Below are 23957 nucleotides of genomic sequence, written 5' to 3'. Positions count from 1 at the left end.
ACGCCCGTCCGAATCCGTCCGCGATCTGGGAGAGACATGACCGATACCGGAGAACTCCTCGCCGCACGGCTGCGCTGTCAGCACCTGGACGACCCGCTCGGGCTGGACGTGCCCGCGCCGGTGTTCGGCTGGGAGCCCGACGGGCCGGGCGGGCAGCGGCAGACCGCTTACCAGGTGCTGGTCGCGAGCGCACCCGAACTCCTCACGCCGGAGGCGGCGGACCGGTGGGACTCCGGCCGGGGCGAGGGGGACGAGGTGAACGGCATCGCCTACGCGGGCCGGCCGCTGCGTTCCCGCGAACGCTGCTGGTGGACCGTCCGGCTCTGGGACCGCGCCGGCCGTCCGGGCCCCCTCACTCCGCCGGCGACCTTCGAGATGGGGCTGATGGAGATCGCCGACTGGGGCACGGCCGCCTGGATCGCCGGAGACGCGGGCGTATCGTCACCGCTGCTGCGCACCGCCTTCCACGTGCCCGGTCGGGTCACGCGAGCCCGCGCCCACGTCTCCGCGCTGGGCTACTACGAACTGCGGCTCAACGGCGAACGTGTCGGTGACCGCGTGCTCGACCCCGCCACCAGCACCTACGACCACGATCCCGACCTGCGCGACGGCGAGGGCGAGCCCGCGCGGATCCCGAACCCGCGCGTGCTGTCCACCACCTACGACGTGACGGACCTGGTGACGGCGGGGGACAACGCCGCCGGCCTGATCCTCGGCCACGGCTGGTACAGCGCGGAGCCCGACGTCGTGTCCGGCCCGTTCCCGCGCACGCCGTGGGGCGACCGTCCCGCCGCCCTGCTGCGCATCGAGATCGAGACCGACTCCGGCCGGCCGGTCACGATCGTCAGCGACGGCGCATGGCGCGCCGCGGCCGGGCCCATCACCTACAACGACTACGTCCACGGTGAGAGGTACGACGCACGCCGCGAGATCCCCGGCTGGGACCGTGCCGGACACGCGGCGGGGGAGTGGCGCCCGGTGGCCGTGGTCGATCCTCCCGCGGGGCGGGTCCGGACGGGGCTGCTCGAACCCGCCCGGGTGATCGAGACGCTGCGGCCGGTGGCCACGACCACGATCACGTCCACGGCCACGTCTACGACCACGGCCACCGCCACGGCCGCCGAGGGCGGCCTGATCGTGGACTTCGGTCAACACGTGTCCGGCTGGACGGCGATCCGCGTCGCCGGGCCGGCGGGCGCGCAGGTCCGGTTGCGGCATGCGGGCGAGGTCGACGCGGACGGGAGGCTGGACGACCGCGCCACCATGCATTCGTGGCTCGCCGCCCGGCAGACCGACGTCTATACGCTGCGCGGCGGCGGCGAGGAGGACTGGGAACCCTCTTTCACCCTGCACGGCTTCCGGTACGTCGAGGTCGCGTCCTCCAGTCCTGAGGTCGAGGTCCGCGAGGTGCGGGCCCGCGTCGTCCACTCGGACCTCGCGCCCGCGGGGCAGTTCAGCTGCTCCGACGACCTGCTGAACCGCATCCACCGCAACGTGCTGTGGACGTTCCGGGCCAGCTTCCAGGGCTTTCCTCAGGACGCCGCCGACCGCGCCGAGCGGGTCGGCTGGGTCGGCGACCCCGGCTGGTCGGTCGAGGACTACCTCTACACCTTCGAGGCGCGCGCCTTCTGGCTCAAATGGCTGGACGACCTCGCCGACACCCAGCTCGCCGACGGGCGTTTCCCGACCGTCTGCCCGCTCCAGTGGCGCGGCCGGGTCGACATGCGGGCGACGCTCGACGAAGCGGACTTCGAGGACGCGGAGAAGGCACGCGAGGAACTGCCCGACGACTGGTCATCGGTCATCTACTGGCCGTATGCGCCGCTTCCCGACTTCGCCATGACGTCATACCCGAGCATCGCCTGGAACCTCTACCAGTTCTATGGCGACCGCTCGATCCTGCGCCGGCACTACCCCGGAATGCGGCGAGGTCTCGAATTTCTGCGAACCCGCGCCAAGGACCTCGTGATCACGGGAGGCCTCGGCGACCACATGGAGCCCCAGCCGGACGGCACGTCCTCGGTCACCCCGAAGCGGACGCCCATCGAGCTGACCTCGACGGCGTGGTTCCACGCGGTCACCACGATGGTCGCCCGAGCCGCCGGTGCCGTCGGCGAGGACGACGACGCCCGGTACTACGGCGAGCTGGCGGAGGAGATCCGCGCCGTCTTCAACGACCGGTTCCTGGACACCGCGACCGGCCGCTACGCCACCGGCTCGCAGACCGCGCAGGCACTGCCGCTCTGGTTCGGCCTTGTCCCCGGTGAGCACCGCGACCGGGTCGGGCGGGCGCTCATCGAGCGGATCGAGGCGGACGGCGGCCACCTGAGCACCGGGACGATGGGCACGGCGGCGCTCCAGAACGTCCTGGCCGGCATCGGCGCGGCCGACGTCATGTACGGCATCGCGACGAAGACCACCTATCCGAGCTGGGGCGAGCAGGTCGAGCTGGGCGCGACGACGATCTGGGAGACCTGGGGAGGCGACCCGACCTTCAGCCGGAACATGAAGCTCATGGCCATGATCGAGAAGTTCCTGTTCAACGACGTGGCCGGGCTCGCGCCGGCGGACCCGGGATGGCGGCGCATCCGGGTGCGGCCTTCGCTCACGCACCGGCTGACGCACGCCGGGGCCGCCCTGCGCACGCCGCGCGGCGAGGCGGCCGTCGACTGGCGCACCGGTGAGGACGACCTGCGTCTGGTCGTGCGGGTGCCCTCCACCAGCGAGGCGGAGATCTGGCTCCCGGCCGAGGACGCGGTGGAACTGACCAAGGACGGCCGGCCCCTCTGGCGCTCCGGGGACGCCCCCGGCGTTCCGGGCCCGCCCGGGCTCGACGTTCGGGGGATCAGCCGCGACGGAGAGTGGCTCGTCGTCGCGGTGGACGGCGGCACCCATCGGTTCGCCCTGGTGACGGGCCGTGACTAGGCCCGGCCCCGGCGGACCAGGAAGAAGGTTCTCATGAATGACCGAGGCGGGGTTCTCGCCTGCGCCGTATTACTGTCCCCCCTTCTGGCGACCGGATGCGGCGGAGGATCCGGGCACGGCGACCGGCTCGTCATCGCATCCTGGGACGACGGGCGCAGGGACGGTTCCATCGACGTCGCGGCCCGGGAGTTCCGGAAGGCGAACCCAGGAATCACGGTCACGGTGCGCAAGACCCCCTTCGACCAGTATCTGCAGGCGCTTCGGCGTCGGCTCGGCTCCGGCCGGGCCCCCGACGTCGCGATGACGGTCGTCGGCTACGGCGAGGCCGGCACGTCCCGCGCGCTGCAGGACAAGGGCCTGCTCAGGGACCTGACCGGCGAGTCCTGGAGCGCGGGCGTCCCGAAGGAGTACCGCACCGTCGTCGGGAACGGCACGAAGGTCTACGGCCTCCCGCTCGACTCGACGGTGATCGGCGTCGTCGCGAAGGAGGGCACGGCCGCGCCGAAGACGTTCTCCGACGTCCTCGCGCGGTGCCGCGCCGCCGCGGCGAACGGGAAGGTCGCGTTCGCGATGGCCGGGCACGAGGACTCGAAGATGCCGCACCTCCTCGGGTTCGCGCTCGCCGCGTCCACCGTCTACGCCGATGATCCCGACTACGGCGAGAAACGGCTGCGGGACCAGGTCGACTTCGCCGGATCCAACGGCTGGAGGGAGGCCGTGCGGAGGTTCGTCCAGATGAAGAACGCCCGTTGCTTCTCCCCGGGAGCGGCCGGGACGACGCGGGAGGCGGCCGCGCGTGCGCTCGCCGAGGGCAAGGCCGAGATGGTCGTCGCGCCCTCGGTGACCATGCCGCTCTGGCAGGCCGCCGCCCCCAAGGCGAACCTGACGATGTTCGCCTTCCCCGGTGACGACGATCCCGCGCGAGTGCGCGTCCCGGCCGGTCCGAGCAGCGGCCTCGTCGTTCCGGCGAAGGCCGGCGCCCCCGCACTCGCCCAGCGGTTCATCGCCCACTACGCGGCCAACCGCGTCCGTTACGCCGCGCTCGACGGCGCCGTCCCCGCCATCCCGGACGGCGCGGACGCCCGACGGGTGCCCGGCTACGCCGCGGCGCTGCAGCCGTACCTGAGCGCCGGCAAGTCCAGCCCGCTCGTGGACCAGCAGTGGCCGAACCCCGAACTGATCACCCTGTTCGACAACGGCATGGTCAGGATCCTCAATGGCGGGTCGGCTCCGGCCGACGTCCTGAGGTCCCTGGACTCGGCCTGGTCGAGCAAGGCCCCCTAGGAGCCGGCATGGCGAAGAATCCTCAATCGGCACCGTGGGCGTTCGTCGTGCCGGCCGGCGCGCTGACCCTGCTGTGCGTCCTCGGGCCGTCCCTGTTCGGGGCGCTCTCCGCCTTCACCGACTGGGACGGGCTGACGACCCCCCGCTGGGTGGGGCTCGCCAACTTCGGCGAGTTCTTCGGCGAGGGATCGGGCGTCGTGGTCCAGACCCTCATCCTGGCCGCGCTGTACGTGATCGGCGTCAATGCCGTCGGGCTCGGGCTCGCCCTGGGCCTGGCGAACACCCTGCGCACCCGGCATGTCCTCCGCGCCCTGTTCCTCGTCCCGGCGATGGTGAGCCCGCTGGTGGTCGCCTACATCTGGAAGTTCATCCTCGACGTCGACGGCCCCCTGAACGAGGTCCTGGGGAACGCCGGGCTCGACTCGCTCGTCCGGCCGTGGCTGGGGCAGCGCGGCACCGCGCTGACGGCCATCGTCATGGTGATGATCTGGCAGTTCTCCGGCTATCACATGCTCATCTATCTCGCCGGAGTGCAGAGCGTCCAAGACGAACTGCTGGAGGCGGCGCAGGTGGACGGCGCGGGCGCGTGGCGCCGGTTCCGCGACATCACCCTGCCCCTCCTGCGGCCCGCCCTGGCCATCGGCACCGCCCTGTCCACCATCTCGGCGTTCATGCTCTTCGACCAGGTCATGGCCCTCACCGGCGGCGGCCCGGCCGGAGGCACGGACACCCTCGGCACCTACGTGTACAAGCAGGCGTTCGTCAACGGCCGGTACGGCTACGGCGCGGCGGTCGCGCTGCTGCTCGTCGGCGGCGTGTGCCTGGCGGCGCTCGTCCAGGTCCGCGGTCCGCGCGGGAGGCGCGCATGAACGGGTACGGCCGCTGGACGGCGTTCCGTGAGGTCGGGCTCTGGATCGGCGCGCTGCCGATGCTCGCCCCCGTCTATCTCGTGCTCACCACGGCGTTCCGGGACCGCTCGGAGACCGGGGGGTCGACGCTGGCGCCGCCGGCCGCGCCGACGCTCTCCAACATGCGGCGGGCCTGGACCGAGGCGGGCGGCGGCACCGAGTCGTTCTCGCAGGCCCTGTTCAACAGCGTGCTGACGACCTGCGCCGTCGTGCTCCTGCTCGTCGTGCTCGCGGCGCCGGCCGGGTACGTCCTGGCCCGGCGCGGGTCGCGGCTGTCCGCCGTGGTGTTCGGGCTGTTCACGCTGGCGCTGATCATGCCGATCCAGATCGGGATGATCCCGCTCTACGCCGTCATGGTGGAGGCGGGCCTCACCGGCACGCGCGTCGGGCTGATCCTCGTCTACCTGGGTCTGGAGATGCCGTTGGCGGTCTTCCTGTACACCGGATACTTCCGCGGCATGCCGACGGCGTACGAGGAGGCCGCGCGGGTGGACGGCGCTCGGCCGCTCCGCGTCTTCGTCCAGATCGTGTTCCCGCTGATGCGACCCGCCACGGGGGTCGTCGCCACGCTGACCGGGCTGTTCGTGTGGAACGACTTCTTCGTCGCCCTCGTGTTCACCGGTGACACCGACAAGGCCACGCTTCCGGTGGCCGTCTACTCGTTCGTCGGCCGCTTCACGGCCGAATGGCCGCTGATCTTCGCCGCCGCGCTGCTCGCGGCGGCCCCGGTGCTGGCGCTGTTCGCGTTCGCCCAGCGGTCGGTCATGAAGGGCTTCTCGAGCACCCTGCACGGGTGAAAGGAGGAGGACGCCATGACGTCCATCGAACTCGACCATGTGGTCAACGCCTCCCGCAGACGATCGGGTGGACCGTGGTGGTCGTCCACCGCGGAGCACACGCCCAGAACGACGTCGTGCTCCGTTTCCGTCGGCGTGTACCGCCCGTGCCCGTGATGGCCGCCGTCCTCAAGCACGATGGGAATCGTGCCCGGACGGGTTTGCGCGGGCGACCTCCTTTGCCGTAACCGTCGTCGTCCTCAAAGCGGACACGGCCGTGGGCAGAGCCATGCCGAGCAGGACGGCGGCGCCCCAGGCCACGGCGTGGGGGCCGACGCCGTCCAGGAGGCGGCCGCCGAGGAGCGCGCCGGCGCCGAGGCCGAAGTTCACCGCGATGACCAGGAGCGACATGGCCGTTTCCTGGTCATCGGGCGCCACGCGGAGCGCCCAAGCGGTGAACACGGTCGGCAGGGCCGATCCGCACAGGCCCCACGCCACGACGGCGAGGACGGTCACCGGCGTCCAGCCGCCCAGCGACGCGAACGTCACGACGACCGCGAAGATCCCGCCGATGGCGGCGACCACGGTCGTCCGCGGTCTGCTGTCCACGAGCCCGCCGGCCAGCGCGTTGCCCGCGACGCCGGCCGCCCCGAACAGCAGCATGTACACCGAGATCATGCCCGCCGAGACGTGGCCGACCCTCTGGAGCAGCGGGCTGATGTAGGTGAACGCGACATAGGTTCCGGTGAAGGCCACGGTGATGGCCGCCATGGTGACGCGCACCCGCCGCCGGCCGAGCAGCGCGGCGACCTCGCGCGCGCGGATCGGCGCGTGCCCGTGGACGGACGGCATGGCCGCCGCGAGCACGAGCAGGACGGGCAGCCCCGCCAGCGCCAGCGTCCCCATCGCCCACCGCCAGCCGAGCCAGTGCCCGAGCGCGACGCCGCCGGGGACGCCGAGGAGCTGGGCGAAGGAGATGCCCGCGTAGACGAGCGCGATCGCCCTGCCGGTGCGGCCGCGCGGCGCGAGCGTCCCGGCCAGCGACACCGCCACCGACCAGAAGAGCGCCTGCGCCATCGCGATGACGGCGCGGACCGCGAGCAGGACGGCGTAGTCGCGGGCCAGCGCGGACGTCGCCGTGGCGGCGACGAACACCCCGAACACGCCGACGAGCAGGGCCCGGCGCGGAAACCGGGAGAACGCCACGGTGAGCGGGAGGGCGGCGAGCATGACGCACAACGCGTACACCGTGACGAGCTGTCCCACCGCGCTGTCGGACACCGAGAGGTCCGACGCGAGGTCCGACAGCAGTCCGATGGGCAGGGTCTCGATGGTGACGAACAGGAAGGAGCCGACGGAGAGGGCGATGATGATCGTCCACGCGCGCAGCGGACCGACCGGGGACGCGCCGCCGGTGGCGGTGCCGGGCGAGCCGTCGCTCCTGACGTCGGTCATCGCGGCACGCTCGCGCCACCGCGGGGAGCCGGGAAGAAGCCCGTCTCGACGAACGCGCGGACGTACCGGTCGAGGAGCTCGCCGTCGATGGGCGGGCACTGGACCGGAGTGTCCCGCAGGTCCCGCCGCTCGTTGTCGCGGGCGAAGGCGAAGCCGCCGGGCAGCGCCTCGGACTCCTCGCCGAGCATGGCCGCGACGGCGAGCGGGTCGCCGTCGGCCCGCGTGCCGGCCTCGCCGTCGGCGTGCTCGGCGAGCGCGCGCCGCCACGCGGCGGGCGGCATGGGGGCCAGGGTGTAGCCGAACCGTCTCAGCCGTTCCACGACGGTCCCGGCGCGCAGCGGTTCCGGGCTGGTCAGATGGTAGGCGGCGGGTGCGCCGGGACGCGTCGCCAGCCGGACGATCGCGGCGGCCACATAGTCGACGGGCACGAGGTCGACGGTGTCGCCGTCGAGGGTGTCGGGCACGGCGCCGAGCATGATCGAGGCGCGCACCATCGTCCAGAAGGCGTCGTCGGTCGCGCCGGCGCCGGTGGCGGTGTCGCCGCTGATCCGGCTCGGGCGGTGGACCGTGGTGGGAACGCCTCGTTCCCGCGCGGCCCGGACCAGCTGTTCGGCCACCCACTTGCTCTCCACGTAGCCGTTCGGCAGGACCTCGCCGGCCGGGGCCAGCCGGTCCTCCGAGAGCAGGGCGGGATTGGCCCGCGCGCTGACGGCCACGTCGCAGGTCGATACGTAGTGGACCGGTTTCACCCGGGTCGTCGCCGCGAGGCGCAGGACGTCCTGGGTGCCGAGCACGTTCGCGGCCCGCAGCCGGGCGTAGGGGGCGATGTGGTTCACCATCGCGCCGTTGTGGACGATGAGGTCGATGTCCTCGGCGAGCCGGTCGAACGTGGCCTCGCCGACACCGAGCAGTGGCCGTTCCAGGTCGCCGGGCAGCACGGCGATCCGGTCGTCCAGCGCGGAGTGCCGCAACCCGTGGCGGGCCAGCGCGTCGTGGACGCGGTCGCGGGCCTCCCGCTCGCCGGGGGCCCGGACGTGACACCACACCTGCGCGTCGGTCCGTTCGAGAAGCTCCCGCAGGAGGAACGCGCCGAGGAAGCCGGTGGCCCCGGTGAGCAGGATCCGGCGCACGGGACCGCGGGCCGCCGTCCCGGCGGGGGCGCGGATGCCGGGGTCCAGCACGGCCTCGGCGGCGAGGTCGGGCGGCGCGTCGCCGGACGACCCGTCGCGCAGCGCCTCCGCGAGCCGCGCGACGGTGGCGCGCTCGAACATCAGGCCGGCCCGCATCTCGACGCCGAGCCGCTGCCGGATGCGCGGCACCAGCCGGGTGATGAGCAGCGAGTGCCCGCCCATCTCGAAGAAGTCGTCGTCGACGCCGACGTCGGCGAGCCCGAGCGCGGCGGCGAACAGCGCGCACAGCTCGCGTTCGAGGTGGTCGCGCGGTGCGCGGCCGCCGCCCGCCAGGTCGGGCGGGACGGGCAGCGCGGTGCGGTCGAGCTTGCCGTTGCGGTTCGTCGGCAGCTTCGCCAGCGTCAGGTACGCGGTCGGCACCATGTGGGCGGGGAGCCGGTCGGCGAGGAAGGAGCGCAGCTCGGCCGGGTCGGCGTCCGCGCCGTCCGTGGTGACGACGTAGACGGCGAGGCGCCGCACGCCCGGCGCGTCCTCGCGGACGAGGGCGGCGGCCCGGTCGACGGCCGGGTGCTGCGCCAGCGTCGCCTCGATCTCGCCGTACTCGATGCGGAAGCCGCGCAGTTGCACCTGGTCGTCGGAACGGCCGAGGTAGTCGAGCGTGCCGTCCGGGCGCCATCGGGCCAGGTCGCCCGTCCGGTACATCCGCGTGCCGGCGGGTCCGTAGGGGTCGGCGACGAAGCGCGCGGCGGTCAGCGCGGCCCGATCGTGGTAGCCGCGGGCCAGGGGGACCCCGGCCAGGTACAGCTCGCCGGTCGCGCCGGGCGGCAGCGGACGCAGCGAGGCGTCCAGGACGTAGGCGCGCGTGTTGCCGAGCGGGCGGCCGACGATCGGGGTGGCGCTGTCGGACAGGAGGCAGCTGAGCGTGTCGACGGTGCCCTCGGTGGGTCCGTAGAGGTTGTAGGCGGTGACGCCGGCGGTGTCGCGCAGCCGTGTCCACAGCAGCGGCCCCGCCGCCTCACCGCCGAGCGCGATCACGCTGGGCCGGTGCGGGCGGTCCGGGTCGAGCAGCCCGCAGGCCAGCAGCTCCTCGGCATAGGACGGGGTGATGTCGAGGAAGTCGATGCGCCGCTCGCCCGCGAACCGCACCATCGCCTCGGCGTCGCGGCGCACGTCGTCCGGGACGAGGTGCAGCTCGTGCCCGGCGAACATCCACAGCAGCCCCTCCCAGGAGGTGTCGAACGACAGCGGGGCGGTGAGCGCGGCGCGGAACCGGGTGCCGTCCGCCTCGGAGATCATCCCCGCGCGGTGGTGCAGGTACAGGTTGGCCACGCCCCGGTGTTCGGTGACCACGCCCTTCGGACGGCCGGTGGACCCCGAGGTGTAGATGAGGCAGGCGGGATGCGCGGGCCGCAGCGGCGCGGATCGGTCGTCGTCGGTCACATCGTGCGACGCCTCGCCCTCGACGGCCGCGCGCACCGCCGGGTCGGCGAGCGCCACCCGGTTCGCCGCGTCCGCCGGGCCGGGTTCGTCCGTCAGCACGAGCGCGGGGCGGACGTCGCCGAGCATCCAGTCGAGCCGTTGCGCGGGCAGCCCGGGATCCAGCGGCACGTACGCGGCGCCGGACTTCAGCACGGCCAGCAGCGCCACGACCAGGTCGGCGGACCGGGGCAGGAGCAGCGCGACGCGGCGCTCGGGTCCCGCGCCCCGGGCGATGAGGTACCGCGCGAGCCGGTTGGCGCGCGCGTTCAGCTCGGCGTAGGACAGCTCGGCGGTGGACGCGCCGTCGCCGCACAGGAGCGCCGAGGCTTGCGGGGTGCGAGCGGCCTGCCGCTCGAACACGCGCGTCACCGGCTCGGGCGGCAGGTCCCGCGCGGTGTCGTTCCAGGTGCCCAGGAGCGCGCGGCGCTCGTCCTCGAAGAGCAGGTCCAGGTCGCGGATCGGGCGGTCCGGCTCGGCCGTGGCGGTGGCGAGGAAACGCCGCAGCCGCCGTCCGTGCGCGGCCAGCCCGGCCTGGTCGAGGCACGCGGGGTTCGCGTCCAGGGCGATGCGCAGGCCGTTGCCGTCCGCGCGGTCGTAGACGTTGATCGACACGTCCTCGACCGGGCCGGCCGAGACGTTGCGGACCTCGGCGCGGCCTCCCGCGAAGGAGAGGTCGTAGTCGAAGGGCATGATGTTGACGGCGGGCCCGTACAGCGCGCCGCGCTCGCCGCTCAGCCCGAGCTCCTGCCGCAGGTGCTCGTAGCGGTAGCGGTGGTGGGGCCGGTCCGCGCGCATCCGGTCGGCGACCGCGCCGGTGAGAGCGGCGAGACCCGCCGCCGGGTCCACCGGCTGCCGCAGCGCGACGATGTTGAGCACCATGCTCGGCACCCGCAGCGACGCCGAGCCGAGGCGTCCCATCACCGGCACGCCGAGGACGGGTTCGGCCGCGCCGGTCAGCCGGCCGATGTAGGCCGCGCACGCCGCGATGACGACGTCCGGCCAGGTCGCCGCGCACCGCCGCGCCACGGCGCGCAGGTTCTCGGCGGTGCCGGCGTCCACGTCGAAGATCTCGCGCAGGAACGTCGCGGAGGGCCGGGCGAAGCGTCCGCTGAGCGCCGCGGGCTCGGTCCGGCCGGCCGACCGGGCGAGCCAGTGGGCACGGTCCTGTTCGCGCTCCGGCGACGCCTGGTAGGCGGCGTCCTCCTCGACCACCGCGCTCAGCGGCCCGAAGCCGGGCTCGCCCGGGTCACTGCCCGAGGCCAGCGCGGTGTAGACGTCGGCCACCCGCCGTGCGACGAGGGACAGCCCGAAGCCGTCCAGCGCGATGTGGTGGACGCGCTGGTACCACAGGAAACGGTCCGGCGCGAGGCGGAACAGCGCCTGGCCGAACGGCGGCTCGGCGGCGAGGTCGACCGGACGGGCGATGTCGTCGTGCATCCACCGCAGCGCCGCGGCGTGCGGATCGGATTCGGCGGACAGGTCGGCGACGTGCAGCGTCCAGTGGTGTTCGGCGGGCTCCATCCGGGGGTCGCCGTTCTCGTCCTCGGCGAACCGGACGTTCAGCGCCTCGGTCTCCCGCACCGCGCGGCGCAGCGCCGCCTCGAACATCTCGGCGTCGACCGGTCCGGCGATGTCGGCGTACTCGGCGGTGTTGTAGGCCGGGTTCGCGGGATCGAGACGCTGCCCGGTCCAGATGCCGAGCTGAGCCTCGGTGAGCGCCAGCCGCCCGCTCGAAGCGGCGGCCGGCCCCGCCGAGGCGCGGCCGCCGGACGGTGCCAGCAGCAGGCCCTCCCAGGCGGCGAGCGTGGGCCGCTCGGCCAGCTCGACCAGGCTGACGTCCGCGCCCTCCTCCCGCCACTGTTCCAGCAGGGAGAGCAGCCGGACCGAGTCCAGGCCGAGCGCGAACAGGTCGGCGTCGGCCTCGATCTCGTCCGGGCCGAGGTAGAGCAGCTCGCCGATGTCCCGGCGGAGGCTGCGTGTGTCCAGTGTCATGATCGGCCTCCGCGTCAGTTGACCTTGCGTTCCCGGCCGCGCCACTGCTCGTCGCGCAGCTCGCGCCGAAGGATCTTGCCGCTGGGATTGCGGGGCACCTGGTCGACGAACACGAACCGGCTCGGGATCTTGAAAGCGGCGATCCGGTCGCGCAGGAACTCCAGCAGGTCGCGCGGGCCCGCCTCGTGCCCGGCCCGCAGCGCCACGAACGCGTGGACGGCCTCGCCGAAGCGGTCGTCGGGCACGCCGATGACGGCGGCGTCCGCGACGGCGGCGTGCTTGGCGAGGACGTGCTCGATCTCGGCGGGGTAGATGTTCTCTCCCGCGACGATGATCATGTCCTTGATCCGGTCGTGGATGTGGACGTAGCCGTCCTCGTCCAGGTAACCGGCGTCACCCGTGTGGATCCAGCCGTCGACGAGCGTCTCGGCGGTGGCCTCCGGCCGCCGCCAGTACTCGAGCATGTTGGCCGGGCTGCGCAGGCACACCTCGCCGACCGTTCCCGCCGGCACGGGCGCGCCGGACCGGTCGATGATCTTCGCCTCGACGCCGGGGTAGGGACGGCCCGCCGCGCGCATGCGCGGGCCGCCCGGCACGTGGTCGGACGGCGGCAGGCACACCGCGGTGTTCCCGGTCTCCGTAAGCCCGTAGATCTGCGCGAACTCGCAACCGAGGCCCTTCACCGCCTCGGTCAGCAGCGTCTCGGAGATCGGCGACCCGCCGTAGACGACCTTGCGGAGGGTGGCGAAGTCCGCCGGCGCGGCGTGCGGCTCGGCGAGGATCAGCCGCAGCATCGACGGCACCACGCACGCGGTGGTGACGCCGAGGTCGCGGATCAGCTCCACCGCCGCGCGGCTGTCGAACCTCGGCATGGCGACGTTGGTGACGCCCGCGTTGAAACCCTGGACGGCCCACCAGAGGCCGCCGACGTGCAGGCCGGGGATGCCGATGAGGCTGCGGTCCCCGGGCCGCCAGTCGATCCAGTCGAGTCCCGCCGAGGCCAGCGCGTCCCTGATCGCGAAGAAGCTGCGCTGGGCGAGGACGACGCCCTTCGGCAGGCCGGTCGTCCCGCTGGTGTAGAGCTGGACGATCGGGTCGTCCGGACCGGTGGCAGGGTGGGGCGGCGGGCCGTCGTCGTTCCCGGCGGCGCGCCAGCGGTGGTAGTCGTCGCCGTCCAGGACGACGACGGTGGCGGGCCCGGACATCGTCGACCGGGCGTTGTCCGCCAGTTTCAGCAGGTCGGCGTCCACGAACAGCAGCTCGCTGGCGGAGTCGGCGAGGATGTGCCCCACCTCGCCGGCGGCGAGCCGCCAGTTGATCGGCACCAGCACCGCCTCGGCGAGCGCGCAGCCGAACAGCGTCTCGTAGTAGTGGACGGACTCCTGGCCGAGGAACGCGACCCGCGCCCCCCGGGCGAGGCCGCCGGCGCGGAGCGCGCGGGCGACCTGTTGCGCGCCCCGGTACAACTCCGCGTAGGTCAGCCGCCGGTCCGCGCACACGACGGCGGCCGTATCGGGCTGGTGCTCGGCGTGGAACCGCACGGTCGCGGCGAGGGTCTGCAACTGCGGGTGGTACACCGCATCTCCTTGGTGCGCGGGTGGGCGGGCGGACCGGCGCGTCGGCGGTCCGCCCGCCCTCGGGCGTTAGGCGTTGGTGATCGCGACGCGGACGCGGCCGTCGCACCGGCCGTCCGCGTCGTCCCAGTAGCGGAAGGCGGTCTCCAGCGACAGCAGACCCCTCAACCGCGTGCTCCGCAGCAATTCGAACTCGCCGTAGAAATGCCGGGCGTCGATGGGACGCACGAACGAGCACTGCATCCGGGCGATGAGAATCTCAGGGAGTTGTTTCGCCCAGTAGTCGTCCATCGTCCACTGCGCGAACGCCGGAACGAGCTTCGCGTCGACGGCCTTGGCGATCACGTAGTAGAGCATCTGGTTGTAACAGATGTTGACCTCGACCGCGTTGAGATGGCCGGTGTCGTCGATATAGCAGGACTCGGGAATGCTCAGCTCACCGCGGCCGGTGAGCCGGTCACCGGTGCCGCGCACCGTCATCGAGCCCAGGTACCGGCAGTGCGGTTTGTAGCAGCGCAGGACATCGGCCAGCAGCGGCGCGTCGTTCCCGTGCTCGTGGCCGTGCTCGCTGTCGTGCTCGGTGCCCGCCGAGAGGGCGGTGGCCGTTTCCATGCCGGCCCCCTACTCGCCGTTGAGCATCGAGTCGCGCACCGTCTCGTCGTAGACGGTGACGCGGTGCGACACGGCGGGCTCGGGGGTCGTGGTGTGCAGCGCACGGTGGGCGAGGGTCCGGTTGTCCCAGACCAGCAGGTCGCCCTTCTCGAAGGTCTGCAGGTGGATGTTCGGGTGCTGGAACGTGGTGTCGAGCTGCCCGCTCGCCTCCAGCAGCGCGTTCAGCAGGTCGGGACGCTCCCGGCCGTCGGCGTCCTGGATGCCGTGCGTGAAGCCCTCACTGATGTAGAGGATCTTCTCCCCGGTGAACCGGTGGTCGATGACGGTCGGGTGGACGCTGGGCGGCGTCTCGGCGTCCACCTCGGCCGAGACCTCCGACAGCGGCCGGTAGACGTCGGAGGGGCGGATCTTGAAGTAGCGGCGCACGCTGTGCAGCGCGCGGGTGTCGTGGGCCGCCTCCTTCAGCTCGTCGCTGAGCTGCTCGTACGCCTGCGCCATGTCGATGAAGTAGGTGCCGCGGTTGCGCTCGGGCAGCACCCGCGGGTAGATGAACGTGATGTCGAACGGGGCCGGCATGAACTGGTAGTCCGAGTGCCAGAACTTTCCGGTCTTCGGGACGCCGATCTGCCGGCCGTCCTCGTCGACGTTGGAGGACACGAAGACCTCGTGGACGTCGGGGTGGCGGTACATCGGCTGGTAGTAGGCCTCCGTGCGGCCGAACCGGCGGCCGAGCGCCAGCAGCCCCTTCGGGTCGAGGTCCTGCCCGCGCAGTACGACGATCTTCTTCTCGTAGACGGTGCGCCGCAGTTCCTCGATCTCGTCCGCGGACGCGTTGACCGGGTCGAACCCTTCGACCGTGGTGCCGATGCGGCTGCCGGTGTGCGTCTGAATGGTCATGATTCGTCTCCCTGCCGTGCGTTGGAAATGGTGAGGACGACGTCCACGAGGTCCCCGACCGTGGCGACGTCCGCGAGCCGGTTGTCGGCGATCTTCACGCCGAGCTCCCGCTCCGTGGCCACGATCACGTCGATCATGGTCATCGAGTCGATGCCGAGCGTCTCGAAGCCGTCCGCCGGCGTGAGGTCGCCGGTCAGCTCCGGGACCTCGCGGTGGATCAGCTTGGTGATGACGGCGTGCGTGTGTTCCCTGTCCAAGTCCCGCTCCCTCGTTGGCGTTGCGGACCGTGTCGCTACCGGGTCGAGGACGCCTCGGCCCCCGGGGCTCCGGCCGCCGCGGAGAGCGGCGGCTCGGGCCACACCAGCGCGCACGAACCCCAGGTCGCGCCCCCGCCGAACGCCGTCAGCAGCACCCTGTCGCCGGCCCGCAGCAGCCCGGCGTCCGCGGCGTCCGCGAGGGCCAGCGGGATCGACGCGGCGGCGGTGTTGCCGACCCGGTCCACGTTCGCGTACACGCGGTCGGCGCCGATCCCGAGCTCTTCGGCCACGGTGGTGAGAATGCGCAGGTTGGCCTGGTGCCCGACGAACCGGCCGACGTCCTCGGGCTTCCATCCCGCCTCGCCGAGCACGGCCAGCGACGACTCCGTCATCCGGCGGACGGCGTGCCGGTAGACGGCCCGGCCCTGCATGGTGAAGTGCGCGTCGCCGGGCACCGGCGTCCCGGGCCGCAGCGGAGCGCGCGAGCCGCCCGCCGGGACCGTGATCAGGTCGGCCAGCTCGCCGTCGCTGCCGAGGTCGAACGCCAGGACCGCGCCCGGCTCGCCGATGTCCCCGGCGCGCAGGACGACCGCGCCCGCGCCGTCCCCGAACACGGTCACGGTGTCGCGGTCGCCGGGGTCCAGCAGCGTGCTGAACGTGTCGGCTCCGATCAGCAGGACGCTGCGCGCCAGCCCGGACGCGATCAGCCCGGCGGATGTGGCCAGGCCGTAGACGAACCCCGAGCAGACGGCGTTCACGTCGAGCGCGGGAATGCCGCCGAGACCGAGCCGGTGCGCGACCGCCGGCGCGGTGGCCGGGCACGGATGATCGGGGGTCGTCGTGGCGAGCACCAGCATGTCCACCGCCGACACGCCCGCCGACGCCAGCGCCGCCGCGCCGGCGCGCGCGGCGAGATCGGAGGTCGCCGAGCCGGGCTCGACGATGTGACGCTCACGGATGCCGATCCGTGTCACGATCCAATCATCGGACGTGTCGAACCGGCTGGTCAGTTCCTCGTTGGTCAGTACCGGAGCGGGCACATGGCCGCTTACGCCGCACAGCACGGCCGTGCGGCCCGCACGCGGCGCGATGCTCACCGGCGGGGCGCTCCCCGGGGCGTCGTCCATCGTCCCCCCATTCCACCGCGCGTACACTCGCGGACATTCTCAGTAATCACTTCATGGAGCGACCGGCCGAATACCGGACGCCAATCACGAAACGGCGACGCCGACCAAAGAACATCGGCGCTCGGAAACAGTGGTCAAACTTAACTGTTCGCCATCAAAACTGAGCCTACGCGGGAATGTCAAGGCAAAAGGGCGGCGCGGGTTCGGCATGGGCGCACGCGACCGGGGTCATTTCGACGCGTCCGTCGTCCAGGGGCCCACCGGCCCGCCGGAACCATCGTTCCAGGCGCCCGTAAACGAACTGGAAGATCGTATCGATGCAGGGCCCACCGGGCACTTGTGGCCTAAGCCGCGAAAGCATCCTTTGCTCCCATGTAAGGCGAGAAGCGTTACAACGGACGGAAAACACTTAAACGGACACGGAGGCCCCGGCACCGGCACGACCGCCCAGAGGCCCTGAACTTGAGAATTCATCAACATTTGATGAGCCGGCGACGGGGAGTCAAGATCACGGTGAGGCTCGCGAGGCCAAGGGGGTGCTCTGGCTCGAGTTCGCGGCGGCGTTACGGACGGCGGCGACCCTTCGGACACCGTTTCGACCGCGAAGGGTTTCCTATGGAAGGCCCCTGCACGACCACGGCTTCCATGCCGTCGCATGCCGGTTCGTGTCGATCTCAACCGTTCTGTCCGCCATGCAGCGGACTGAGATGAAATCTCGGGCCGTTCCCGACCGTCCCCTTTCCGCGACAGATGAACGAACGGCGAGAGAACACGGTCCGATGCCATATTGATCGCTGTGTGACCGAAGCGGGTTCTGCCGGCTCGTGCACCCGTCGTCGCCGGGCATCTGCCGTTCCCCCACGCCTCCGGCGCCACGGTGAAATCACCGAGACCAATCTCACAGAGCGGCCTGATTGATGGAGACCTCGAACTCTGCGTCCAGAGAGTTCGACCTTCCCGGGCGGGCCTCCACCGGTCCCGGAAATCAGCGGCGTTCACCAGTGGACGGCAGAGGCTGTCACATTCGTGGGCCTCGCGGTGTCTTCATGCCCGACAGGCCGCGAACTCACCGGATGAGGAGAACACCATGACACCGCGTATTCCGAAGGCCGACCTGCCCGCCGAGATGCGGGAGGCTCTCATTGGGCGGCTGGGTGCCGTACCCGAGCCCGTCGAGGTGCTGTTCAACGCCCCCGAGGTCGCCACGTCCACCCAGGAGTTCTCGGCCAAGATCGCCGCGTGGAACGCGGCCGGCGAGGGCCTCAAGACGTTCGCGCACATGGCGGTCGCGGCGCAGGTCGGCTGCGGCTGGTGCCTGGACGTCAACTACTTCGCGGCGCTGCACCAGGGCCTGGATCTGGCCAAGGCCGGCGAGGTGCCGCGCTGGCGGGACTCCGACGTCTTCACGCCGCTGGAACGTGAGGTGATGGAGTACGCGGAGGCGATGACGAACACGCCGACGACGGTCACCGACGAGCTCTCCGCGAGCCTGCTCGGCCGGCTCGGCCCGGCGGGACTGGTCGAGCTCACCGTGTTCATCGGCTTCGCCAACATGTCGACCAGGGCCAACACGGCGCACGGGATCACCTCGCAGGGTTACTCCGAGGCGTGCGAGATCCCGCTGGCCGAGCGTCCCAAGCCGTCCGGCGCGGCCTGACGCCATGGCTCATGACGTCGAGACGGACGATCCGTTCGTCGCCCATCGCGGTCTGCTGTTCACCGTCGCCTACGAGATGCTCGGTTCGGCGGCGGACGCGGAGGACGTGCTGCAGGAGTCCTGGCTGCGATGGGCGGACGTCGATCGAGCGCAGGTGCGCGACCCGCGTTCGTACCTCGTCCGGATCGTCACCCGTCAAGCGCTCAACCGCCTCCGCTCGCTGTCGCGCAGCCGCGAGGACTACGTCGGCGAATGGCTGCCGGAACCACTGCTGACCGGCCCCGACCTGACCGAGGACGTCGAGCTCGCCGAGAGCGTCTCGATCGCGATGCTGACCGTCCTGGAGACCCTCAGGCCCACGGAGCGGGCGGTGTTCGTGCTCCGCGAGGTCTTCGAGATGCCGTACGGCGAGATCGCGGACGCCCTCGGCAAGTCCGCCGCCGCGGTCCGCCAGATCGGCCGGCGCGCCCGCGAGCACGTCGCGGCCCGCCGCCCGCGGGCGCAGGTGAGCCGGTCGGAACAGCGGGTCGTCGTGGAGCGCTTCCTGGCCTCGCTGCGCACCGGGGAACTGCGGGAGCTCTTGGCGGCCATGGCGCCGGACGTGGTCCTGGTGGCCGACGGCGGCGGGATCGCGGCCGCGGCGCCGGCCCCCGTCCACGGGGCCGGGCCGGTGGCGGCGGTGCTCGCGCGCGCGGGCCGGACGGTGCCCGCGTTCGAGACGACGACGGTGTGGCTCAACGGGTCGCCGGCGGGCCGTTTCGAGATCGGCGGCGAGCCGACCGCGATCAGCCTCGTGGTCGAGGACGGACAGATCACCCGGGTCTTCCTCATGAGGAACCCGCGGAAACTGAGCCGGCTGGACGAACCGGCACACCTCACCAGGCAGGCCCCGGCGCGTCACCGTGCACACCCGCGAAACGACCACGACCACTGAAGACACCGAGAACCCGGAGAACACGATGACCACCGCCATGGACACGCCGGGCGACCTTCTCGCCCCCGGCGCCTACCGTCTGGATCCCGAGCGGTCCTCGATCGCCTTCCGCACCCGGCACCTGTTCGGCCTCGGTGCCGTCCACGGCCGCTTCGGCGTGACCGCCGGCCGCGTCGAGATCACCGGATCCGGCGCGCCCCGCGTCACGGCCACCGCGGCGGCCGCGTCGTTCGACACCGGTCTCCCCAAGCGCGACGCCCTGATCCGCGACCGCCGGTTCCTCGACGCCGCCGCCCATCCGGCCATCGGCTTCACCGCAACCGGCCTCAGCCGCCGCGCGGACGCCTGGACCCTCGACGGCGAGTTGACCGTCCGCGATGTCACCCGCCCCGTCACCGTGACCCTGACCTCCGCGGAGGCCACCCCGAACGGCGCCCGCGTCCAGGCCACGGCCCGCGTCGACCGCTACGCGTTCGGCATCACCGCGGCCCGCGGCCTGGCGGCGCGTCACCTGAACCTGGAGTTCGACGCTGTCATCGAACGAGACTGAGCCGGTCCGCTGAGCCGAGTTCGTCCGTTGCCGTTCATGCCGGCTCGACGTGATGTGAGGCGGCCGAGCCGGGCCGCGCGGCGGGCCGGCCGCCCGCGGCGACGATCACCGGCGCCGGGTCCATGGTCTCCGCGGGCGGTTCCATGCCCCACGCCCTGAGCTGGAGGAGGGTCAGCCCGAGGGAGTTGTGGCCCGCCCACTGCTCCGCGATGCGCCCGTCGACGACACGGACGGTGTGGATCTCGCTGGCCGTGCCCTTCTCACCGGTCGGCTCATGGCCGCCGAACGACCCGGTGTTGTGCCAGTGGATCGTGAAGCGGAAGCTCATCCGCGCCCCGTCGCCGGACGCGAACTCGTCGTGCAGGGTCACCCGCAGGCCGGGATGGGGCGCGTGGACGGCCCCGATGAAGAACTTCACCTGGTCGCGTCCGCGTACTCCCCAGCCGAAGGGCGTGTAGAGGACGACGTCCTCCGCGTAGAGCCCGTCGAGCGCGGCGGTGTCGTGCGTTCCCAATGCCTCGATATAGAGCTGAACCAGGGTGGTCATCGCGTTCTCTCCTTCGGGTCGCTGGATTCTTGACAGTTCAGTCCGCGGCCTCGGCCGTCCGCCCCGTCCAGTGCTCGCACGCGATCTGGACGGGACGGCGGATCCGGCGGGGCCGGGGGCCGGAACCCTTGGCACCCATGACGCACGCCGCCCCGATCCTGTGACATGGGGCACGGCGGGAAGCGTGCGAACCTTGTCCCGTCGCCCCGCGCGGAGCACCAGAGGGGAGAAGGTCAGTGTCCGGTTCGACGTCCATCACCCAGAGCTTCGAAGAACATCGGGACCTGCTGTTCTCGGTGACCTACCGGATGCTCGGCAGCGTCTCCGACACCGAGGACGTGCTGCAGGACCTCTGGCTGCGGCTGAACCGCGTGGACTCCGAGCCGATCGGCAACCACCGCGCGTACTTGCTCCAGGCGGCGACGCGGTTGGCGATCGACCGGATGCGCAGGATCGAGGCGCGCCGGGAGACCTACGTCGGGCCCTGGCTGCCCGAGCCCTTGCTCACCCAACCCGACGCGACGCAGAGCGCGGAGGTCGCGGAGTCGGTGTCCATGGCGATGCTGGTCGTCCTGGAGACCCTGTCGCCGCTGGAACGCGTGGTGTTCGTCCTCCGCGAGGTGTTCGCCTTCGGTTACCCGGAGGTGGCGGACGCGACGGGCCGCTCCGAGGCGGCGGTGCGTCAGCTCAACCGCCGGGCTCGCGGCCACGTGCGCGACGGGCGGCCGAGGTTCCGGCCCGATCGGAACGTGCACCGGGAGGTCACGGACCGATTCATCCGGGCCTGCCGGGGCGGGGCCCTCGACGAGCTGCTGGAGCTCCTGGCCCCCGACGTCACGCTGGTGATCGACGCCAACGGCACGGCCGAGACCCCGCGCGTTCCGCTGCACGGGATGGACGAGGTCGCGGCCTACCTCGCCGAGATCACCCGGGGCCTGCCGGACGGCCTCCGGTACCGCGGCGCGGAGCTCAACGGACTCCCCGGCACCGTGCTGGTCAAGGACGGCGCCGTGTACGCGGCCGTCACACTGGACCTCGAACCGGCCACCGACCGCGTCGCCGCCGTCCGAGTGTTCCGCAACATCACGAAGCTAAGCGGCATCCAACCCGAACCCGACGCCCAGACCGCGACGGCCCCAGACCAGCAACCCGCAAGCGACACCCACTAACGCGACAGCAGGGCCTCACGTCGGTGTCGTCGGCCTCGACTGCGCTTCCATCCGTGTCGTGCCCACACTCGTCGGTTCGGAACCCGGCATCCTGCGGATGCTCGACTACGCCGCCGGGATCGATTCCCTGCACGACATCGGACGCCTCCAAGAACTCGGACCGGCCTGAACCTGCGTGACCTGGTCTGCCTGCTCCTGAACCGGGAATGCGACAGACTCCTCCGCCATGGTCCGCGCCTCGACTACGTGCGACTCAACCGCCCGAGCTGTAACCGAGCGCCTTACCTACCACCGCGCCAACGAGCACTACCGCCACGCACACCGCTGGGCCAGGACGCCCGTCCCCGCCTTCATAGCGGTCAACATCCCGGCCTGCCTGGACTTCATCGGCACTGGCGAGCCACCACCGTTGCTCGCCGGACTACGCCGCTTGATCTTGAACGCTTCCGGTGTCAGGGCATGCTGACCTGCTGATGGCGTGGAGTCCTCGGGCGCGCTGGCTTCAGGGCACGGAAGTCCGGACGGGGGAGACCGGCCACGGTGGCTCCCGATGGGGCCCGTTCGGCGTGGAGGTCGACCCGCGACTATCTCCTCGCCCCATAGGAGGGGTTAGATACTGACGAAGATATGCGCATAGATCAGCTCTCCCGGTCGCCGGAAGTCTCGTTCCCCGTCGGGCATGTTCGGTGAAGGAATCGGCACATCGTGCATATCGGGACGTTAACCACCCGCGGTAGCCCACAGCCCCGCCCCACGCTGTCCGGCGGCGGCGCTCGTGGCATCGTCCCTGGCAGACGTCATCGTGGCGGTGCCCATCCGGGCCGCTGACGCCCACGTTGCGAGGCGCCTCCGCCGATCTCACAGGGCGTCATCTTCCCGAAAAAAGGGAACCGCCATGGTGGATCATGAAATTGCGGGTAAAGGACACCTGGTATTCACACCCTGCAAAAAGAGGTCAACATGAGCGTTCCGGTGTGCGGGAGATGCGGCCGCGTCCGGTGTATCTGCTCGCCGCTACCCGCGGTCGTAGTCCTGGCGCCCGCCCGTACGTGATCACGAACTGAGGACCCCGAGACGAGAACCGGGCGGACGGCACCGTCCGCCCGGACCAGAAGGCCGGTCAAAGGCCGGATGAGGACTCTCCCCATGTCATCAAGGGCGCCCGCCCGGCGGGCACCATGATGCGGGCGGGGTGCGCGGGTGCGGCCTGTTCGGGCCGGTCCCGCGCCCCCCGCCACGCCCAAAGCGCTCGCGTCCCACTGGCGCGTGCCGACCCAAGCGGCCCGGGCGGATGTGCTCAACCTTCGACCCCGGCGGCGTGGAAACCCAAGGTCGGCGACATCACTGCGCAGCCCAAGGCCGGGTACGCGGTCAGGTCGAATCTCCGTTGACGAGGAGGGTGTGCAGGATGGCGCGCCTGGCCGGGGTTGCGGAGGTGAGGACCCAGCGACTCGGGTCACTGGGCGCGGTTCGGAGAGGGGAAGCGGGCGAAGAGCCGGGAAGCGGCCTCCCGCACGGCCAGTACCGCGGCGACGGTGTCGGGGCCGAGCAGGAGCGTCGTGCAGAAGATCCCGTACCAGAACCGGCCCGTGAACGGTCCGAGGGCCAGGGCGTTTCCCGTCCAGTGCAGCACGACGAGGACGACCGGCAGCACGAAGACGGCGAACCACGCCGCCACGCCGAGGAAGCCGGCGAGCCAGACCCAGCGGAACCAGCGTGCCGCCCTGATGTCCGCCGGTGCGGCCTCGGCGAGTTCGGTGGCCTCCGCGGACGTCAGCCGGCCGAACGCACGGCGCAGCATCAGCGACTTGACCCGCCACAGGTTGCGGCAGCCCAGCGCGTTGACCATGACCGCGTACAGGTCGGTCCGCAAGAAGACCATGCATTGCCACAGGAAACCGACCAGCTTCACCAGCACCCACGCGGCCAGCAGCGAGTCCACGACCGCCGGGGGCGACCAGACGCCGGCGTGGATGAGGAGGCGCGCGGACAACAGGCAGCCGAGCACCACGGAGTCGACGGCCATTCCCCCGAGCAGGGGGCTGTAGCGCCGCCGGCGGGGGACCGACCAGACCTGGGTCAGGTCGGTCTCGAAGACGAGCATCATCATGCGGCGATCGACGCCGAAACGCGCCTTGACGCCGATCGCCCGAGCCGCCAGCCAGTGCCCGCACTCGTGGACGGCCATCGACAGCATCCCGAAGGGAGCGAGCAGCAGGGCGCTCAGCCCGATGTCGCCGAGAAAGAACGCGTCGTCGGCCGGGCGGGGGAACAACGCCGGAACACCGATCAGCACCGCGACGTCGAAGGCGAAGAAGAGCCCGTAGCACGTCCAGGCCGTACGGCCGAAGAAGGGGCGGACCAGTTCCTGCCGGATCCCTCTCAGCCACCGCCGGCCCTGGATCGGCGCCGTCCGCGCGGGGGCAGGTGCCTCGGCGTCCTCGACGAAGCCGAGTTCGCGCAGCGTCTCGACGAACGCGGGGATGTCCACCGGCTCCCCGGCGTACTCCTCGGCCTTCGCGGCCACCTCGTCCAGGGGCGCTCCCCGCTGAAGCAGGGAGATCACTACACCGCCCACCGTCGGGAGGGTCACGAAGGTGCCCGATTCCGGATCGCCCACCAGAACCTCGTCGCCTTCTTCGACGAGGCTGAGCGGGCGCAGCGGTACCGTCTGCTCTTTCATG

General features: G+C 71.7%; 17 protein-coding genes. 8 read left to right on the top strand and 9 right to left on the bottom strand.

The window, feature by feature from the left end; translation table 11 throughout:
- Window positions 1-36 precede the first annotated feature (36 nt).
- The 4 genes from E1291_RS00255 to E1291_RS00240 are packed head-to-tail and all read left to right on the top strand — an operon-like array spanning window position 37 to window position 5914.
- Window positions 37-2925 (top strand): alpha-L-rhamnosidase, encoded by a 2889-nt coding sequence (locus tag E1291_RS00255; RefSeq protein WP_131735451.1) that lies wholly within the window; start codon window positions 37-39, stop codon window positions 2923-2925.
- Between the two features lie 33 nt (window positions 2926-2958).
- The gene (locus E1291_RS00250) at window positions 2959-4209 is read left to right on the top strand and encodes an ABC transporter substrate-binding protein (protein WP_131735450.1); all 1251 of its coding nucleotides are present in this window, start codon (window positions 2959-2961) and stop codon (window positions 4207-4209) included.
- A gap of 8 nt (window positions 4210-4217) precedes the next feature.
- Entirely contained in the window at window positions 4218-5078 is an 861-nt protein-coding gene (locus E1291_RS00245) for a carbohydrate ABC transporter permease (protein WP_131735449.1), read from the top strand.
- Window positions 5075-5914, top strand: coding sequence for a carbohydrate ABC transporter permease (locus E1291_RS00240; RefSeq protein ID WP_131735448.1), 840 nt, complete (start codon window positions 5075-5077; stop codon window positions 5912-5914). The genes E1291_RS00245 and E1291_RS00240 overlap by 4 nt, the downstream gene beginning before the upstream one ends.
- Before the next feature lie 168 nt (window positions 5915-6082).
- Here the strand turns inward: E1291_RS00240 and E1291_RS00235 are convergent, their stop codons facing one another.
- The 7 genes from E1291_RS00235 to E1291_RS00205 all read right to left on the bottom strand — a co-directional run bounded on the left by E1291_RS00235 (window position 6083) and on the right by E1291_RS00205 (window position 16416).
- The gene (locus E1291_RS00235) at window positions 6083-7348 is read right to left on the bottom strand and encodes an MFS transporter (RefSeq protein ID WP_131735447.1); all 1266 of its coding nucleotides are present in this window, start codon (window positions 7346-7348) and stop codon (window positions 6083-6085) included.
- A complete protein-coding gene (locus E1291_RS00230) occupies window positions 7345-11949 on the bottom strand; it encodes a non-ribosomal peptide synthetase (RefSeq protein ID WP_131735446.1) in 4605 nt (1534 codons plus the stop codon). The genes E1291_RS00235 and E1291_RS00230 overlap by 4 nt, the downstream gene beginning before the upstream one ends.
- A 14-nt stretch (window positions 11950-11963) precedes the next feature.
- On the bottom strand, window positions 11964-13526 hold the full coding sequence (locus E1291_RS00225; protein ID WP_131735445.1) for a long-chain-fatty-acid--CoA ligase: 1563 nt from the start codon (window positions 13524-13526) through the stop codon (window positions 11964-11966).
- A 66-nt stretch (window positions 13527-13592) separates the two neighbouring features.
- Window positions 13593-14135 carry an FcoT family thioesterase gene (locus E1291_RS00220; RefSeq protein WP_131735444.1) on the bottom strand — a complete coding sequence of 181 codons (543 nt, stop codon included), beginning with the start codon at window positions 14133-14135 and terminating at the stop codon, window positions 13593-13595.
- 9 nt (window positions 14136-14144) lie between these two features.
- Window positions 14145-15032, bottom strand: coding sequence for a (3R)-3-[(carboxymethyl)amino]fatty acid oxygenase/decarboxylase (gene scoE, locus E1291_RS00215; protein ID WP_207400475.1), 888 nt, complete (start codon window positions 15030-15032; stop codon window positions 14145-14147).
- On the bottom strand, window positions 15029-15289 hold the full coding sequence (locus tag E1291_RS00210) for an acyl carrier protein (RefSeq protein ID WP_165494878.1): 261 nt from the start codon (window positions 15287-15289) through the stop codon (window positions 15029-15031). Before E1291_RS00210 ends, scoE begins: the two co-directional genes overlap by 4 nt.
- A 35-nt stretch (window positions 15290-15324) precedes the next feature.
- Window positions 15325-16416, bottom strand: a complete 1092-nt coding sequence (locus E1291_RS00205) for a beta-ketoacyl-ACP synthase III (protein WP_131735443.1) — start codon at window positions 16414-16416, stop codon at window positions 15325-15327.
- 1087 nt (window positions 16417-17503) lie between these two features.
- On the opposite strand from E1291_RS00205, the gene E1291_RS00200 reads away from it, so the two are divergent.
- From E1291_RS00200 to E1291_RS00190, 3 genes are read left to right on the top strand one after another with little or no spacing between them, the layout of a single operon-like run.
- On the top strand, window positions 17504-18073 hold the full coding sequence (locus E1291_RS00200) for a carboxymuconolactone decarboxylase family protein (RefSeq protein WP_131735442.1): 570 nt from the start codon (window positions 17504-17506) through the stop codon (window positions 18071-18073).
- Window positions 18074-18077: 4 nt separating this feature from the next.
- Window positions 18078-19007: an RNA polymerase sigma factor SigJ gene (gene sigJ, locus E1291_RS00195; protein ID WP_131735441.1), complete on the top strand. Its 930-nt coding sequence runs from the start codon at window positions 18078-18080 to the stop codon at window positions 19005-19007.
- Between the two features lie 25 nt (window positions 19008-19032).
- Entirely contained in the window at window positions 19033-19557 is a 525-nt protein-coding gene (locus tag E1291_RS00190; RefSeq protein ID WP_131735440.1) for a YceI family protein, read from the top strand.
- Window positions 19558-19591: 34 nt separating this feature from the next.
- On the opposite strand, the gene E1291_RS00185 is transcribed toward E1291_RS00190, so the two are convergent.
- Window positions 19592-20104 (bottom strand): ester cyclase, encoded by a 513-nt coding sequence (locus E1291_RS00185; RefSeq protein WP_131735439.1) that lies wholly within the window; start codon window positions 20102-20104, stop codon window positions 19592-19594.
- 236 nt (window positions 20105-20340) lie between these two features.
- On the opposite strand from E1291_RS00185, the gene sigJ (E1291_RS00180) reads away from it, so the two are divergent.
- Complete coding sequence (sigJ, locus tag E1291_RS00180; protein WP_131735438.1) at window positions 20341-21273, top strand: RNA polymerase sigma factor SigJ; 933 nt, start codon at window positions 20341-20343, stop codon at window positions 21271-21273.
- Window positions 21274-22729: 1456 nt separating this feature from the next.
- On the opposite strand, the gene E1291_RS00175 is transcribed toward sigJ (E1291_RS00180), so the two are convergent.
- Window positions 22730-23956, bottom strand: a complete 1227-nt coding sequence (locus E1291_RS00175; RefSeq protein ID WP_131735437.1) for a PqqD family protein — start codon at window positions 23954-23956, stop codon at window positions 22730-22732.
- Window position 23957: the final 1 nt, after the last annotated feature.

It is taken from the genome of Actinomadura roseirufa, from assembly GCF_900659635.1.
In the GTDB taxonomy this organism is placed as follows: Bacteria; Actinomycetota; Actinomycetes; order Streptosporangiales; family Streptosporangiaceae; genus Spirillospora; species Spirillospora roseirufa.
The sequence above is the reverse complement of the archived record's forward strand: the minus strand, read 5'-3'. Positions and strand labels throughout refer to the sequence as shown.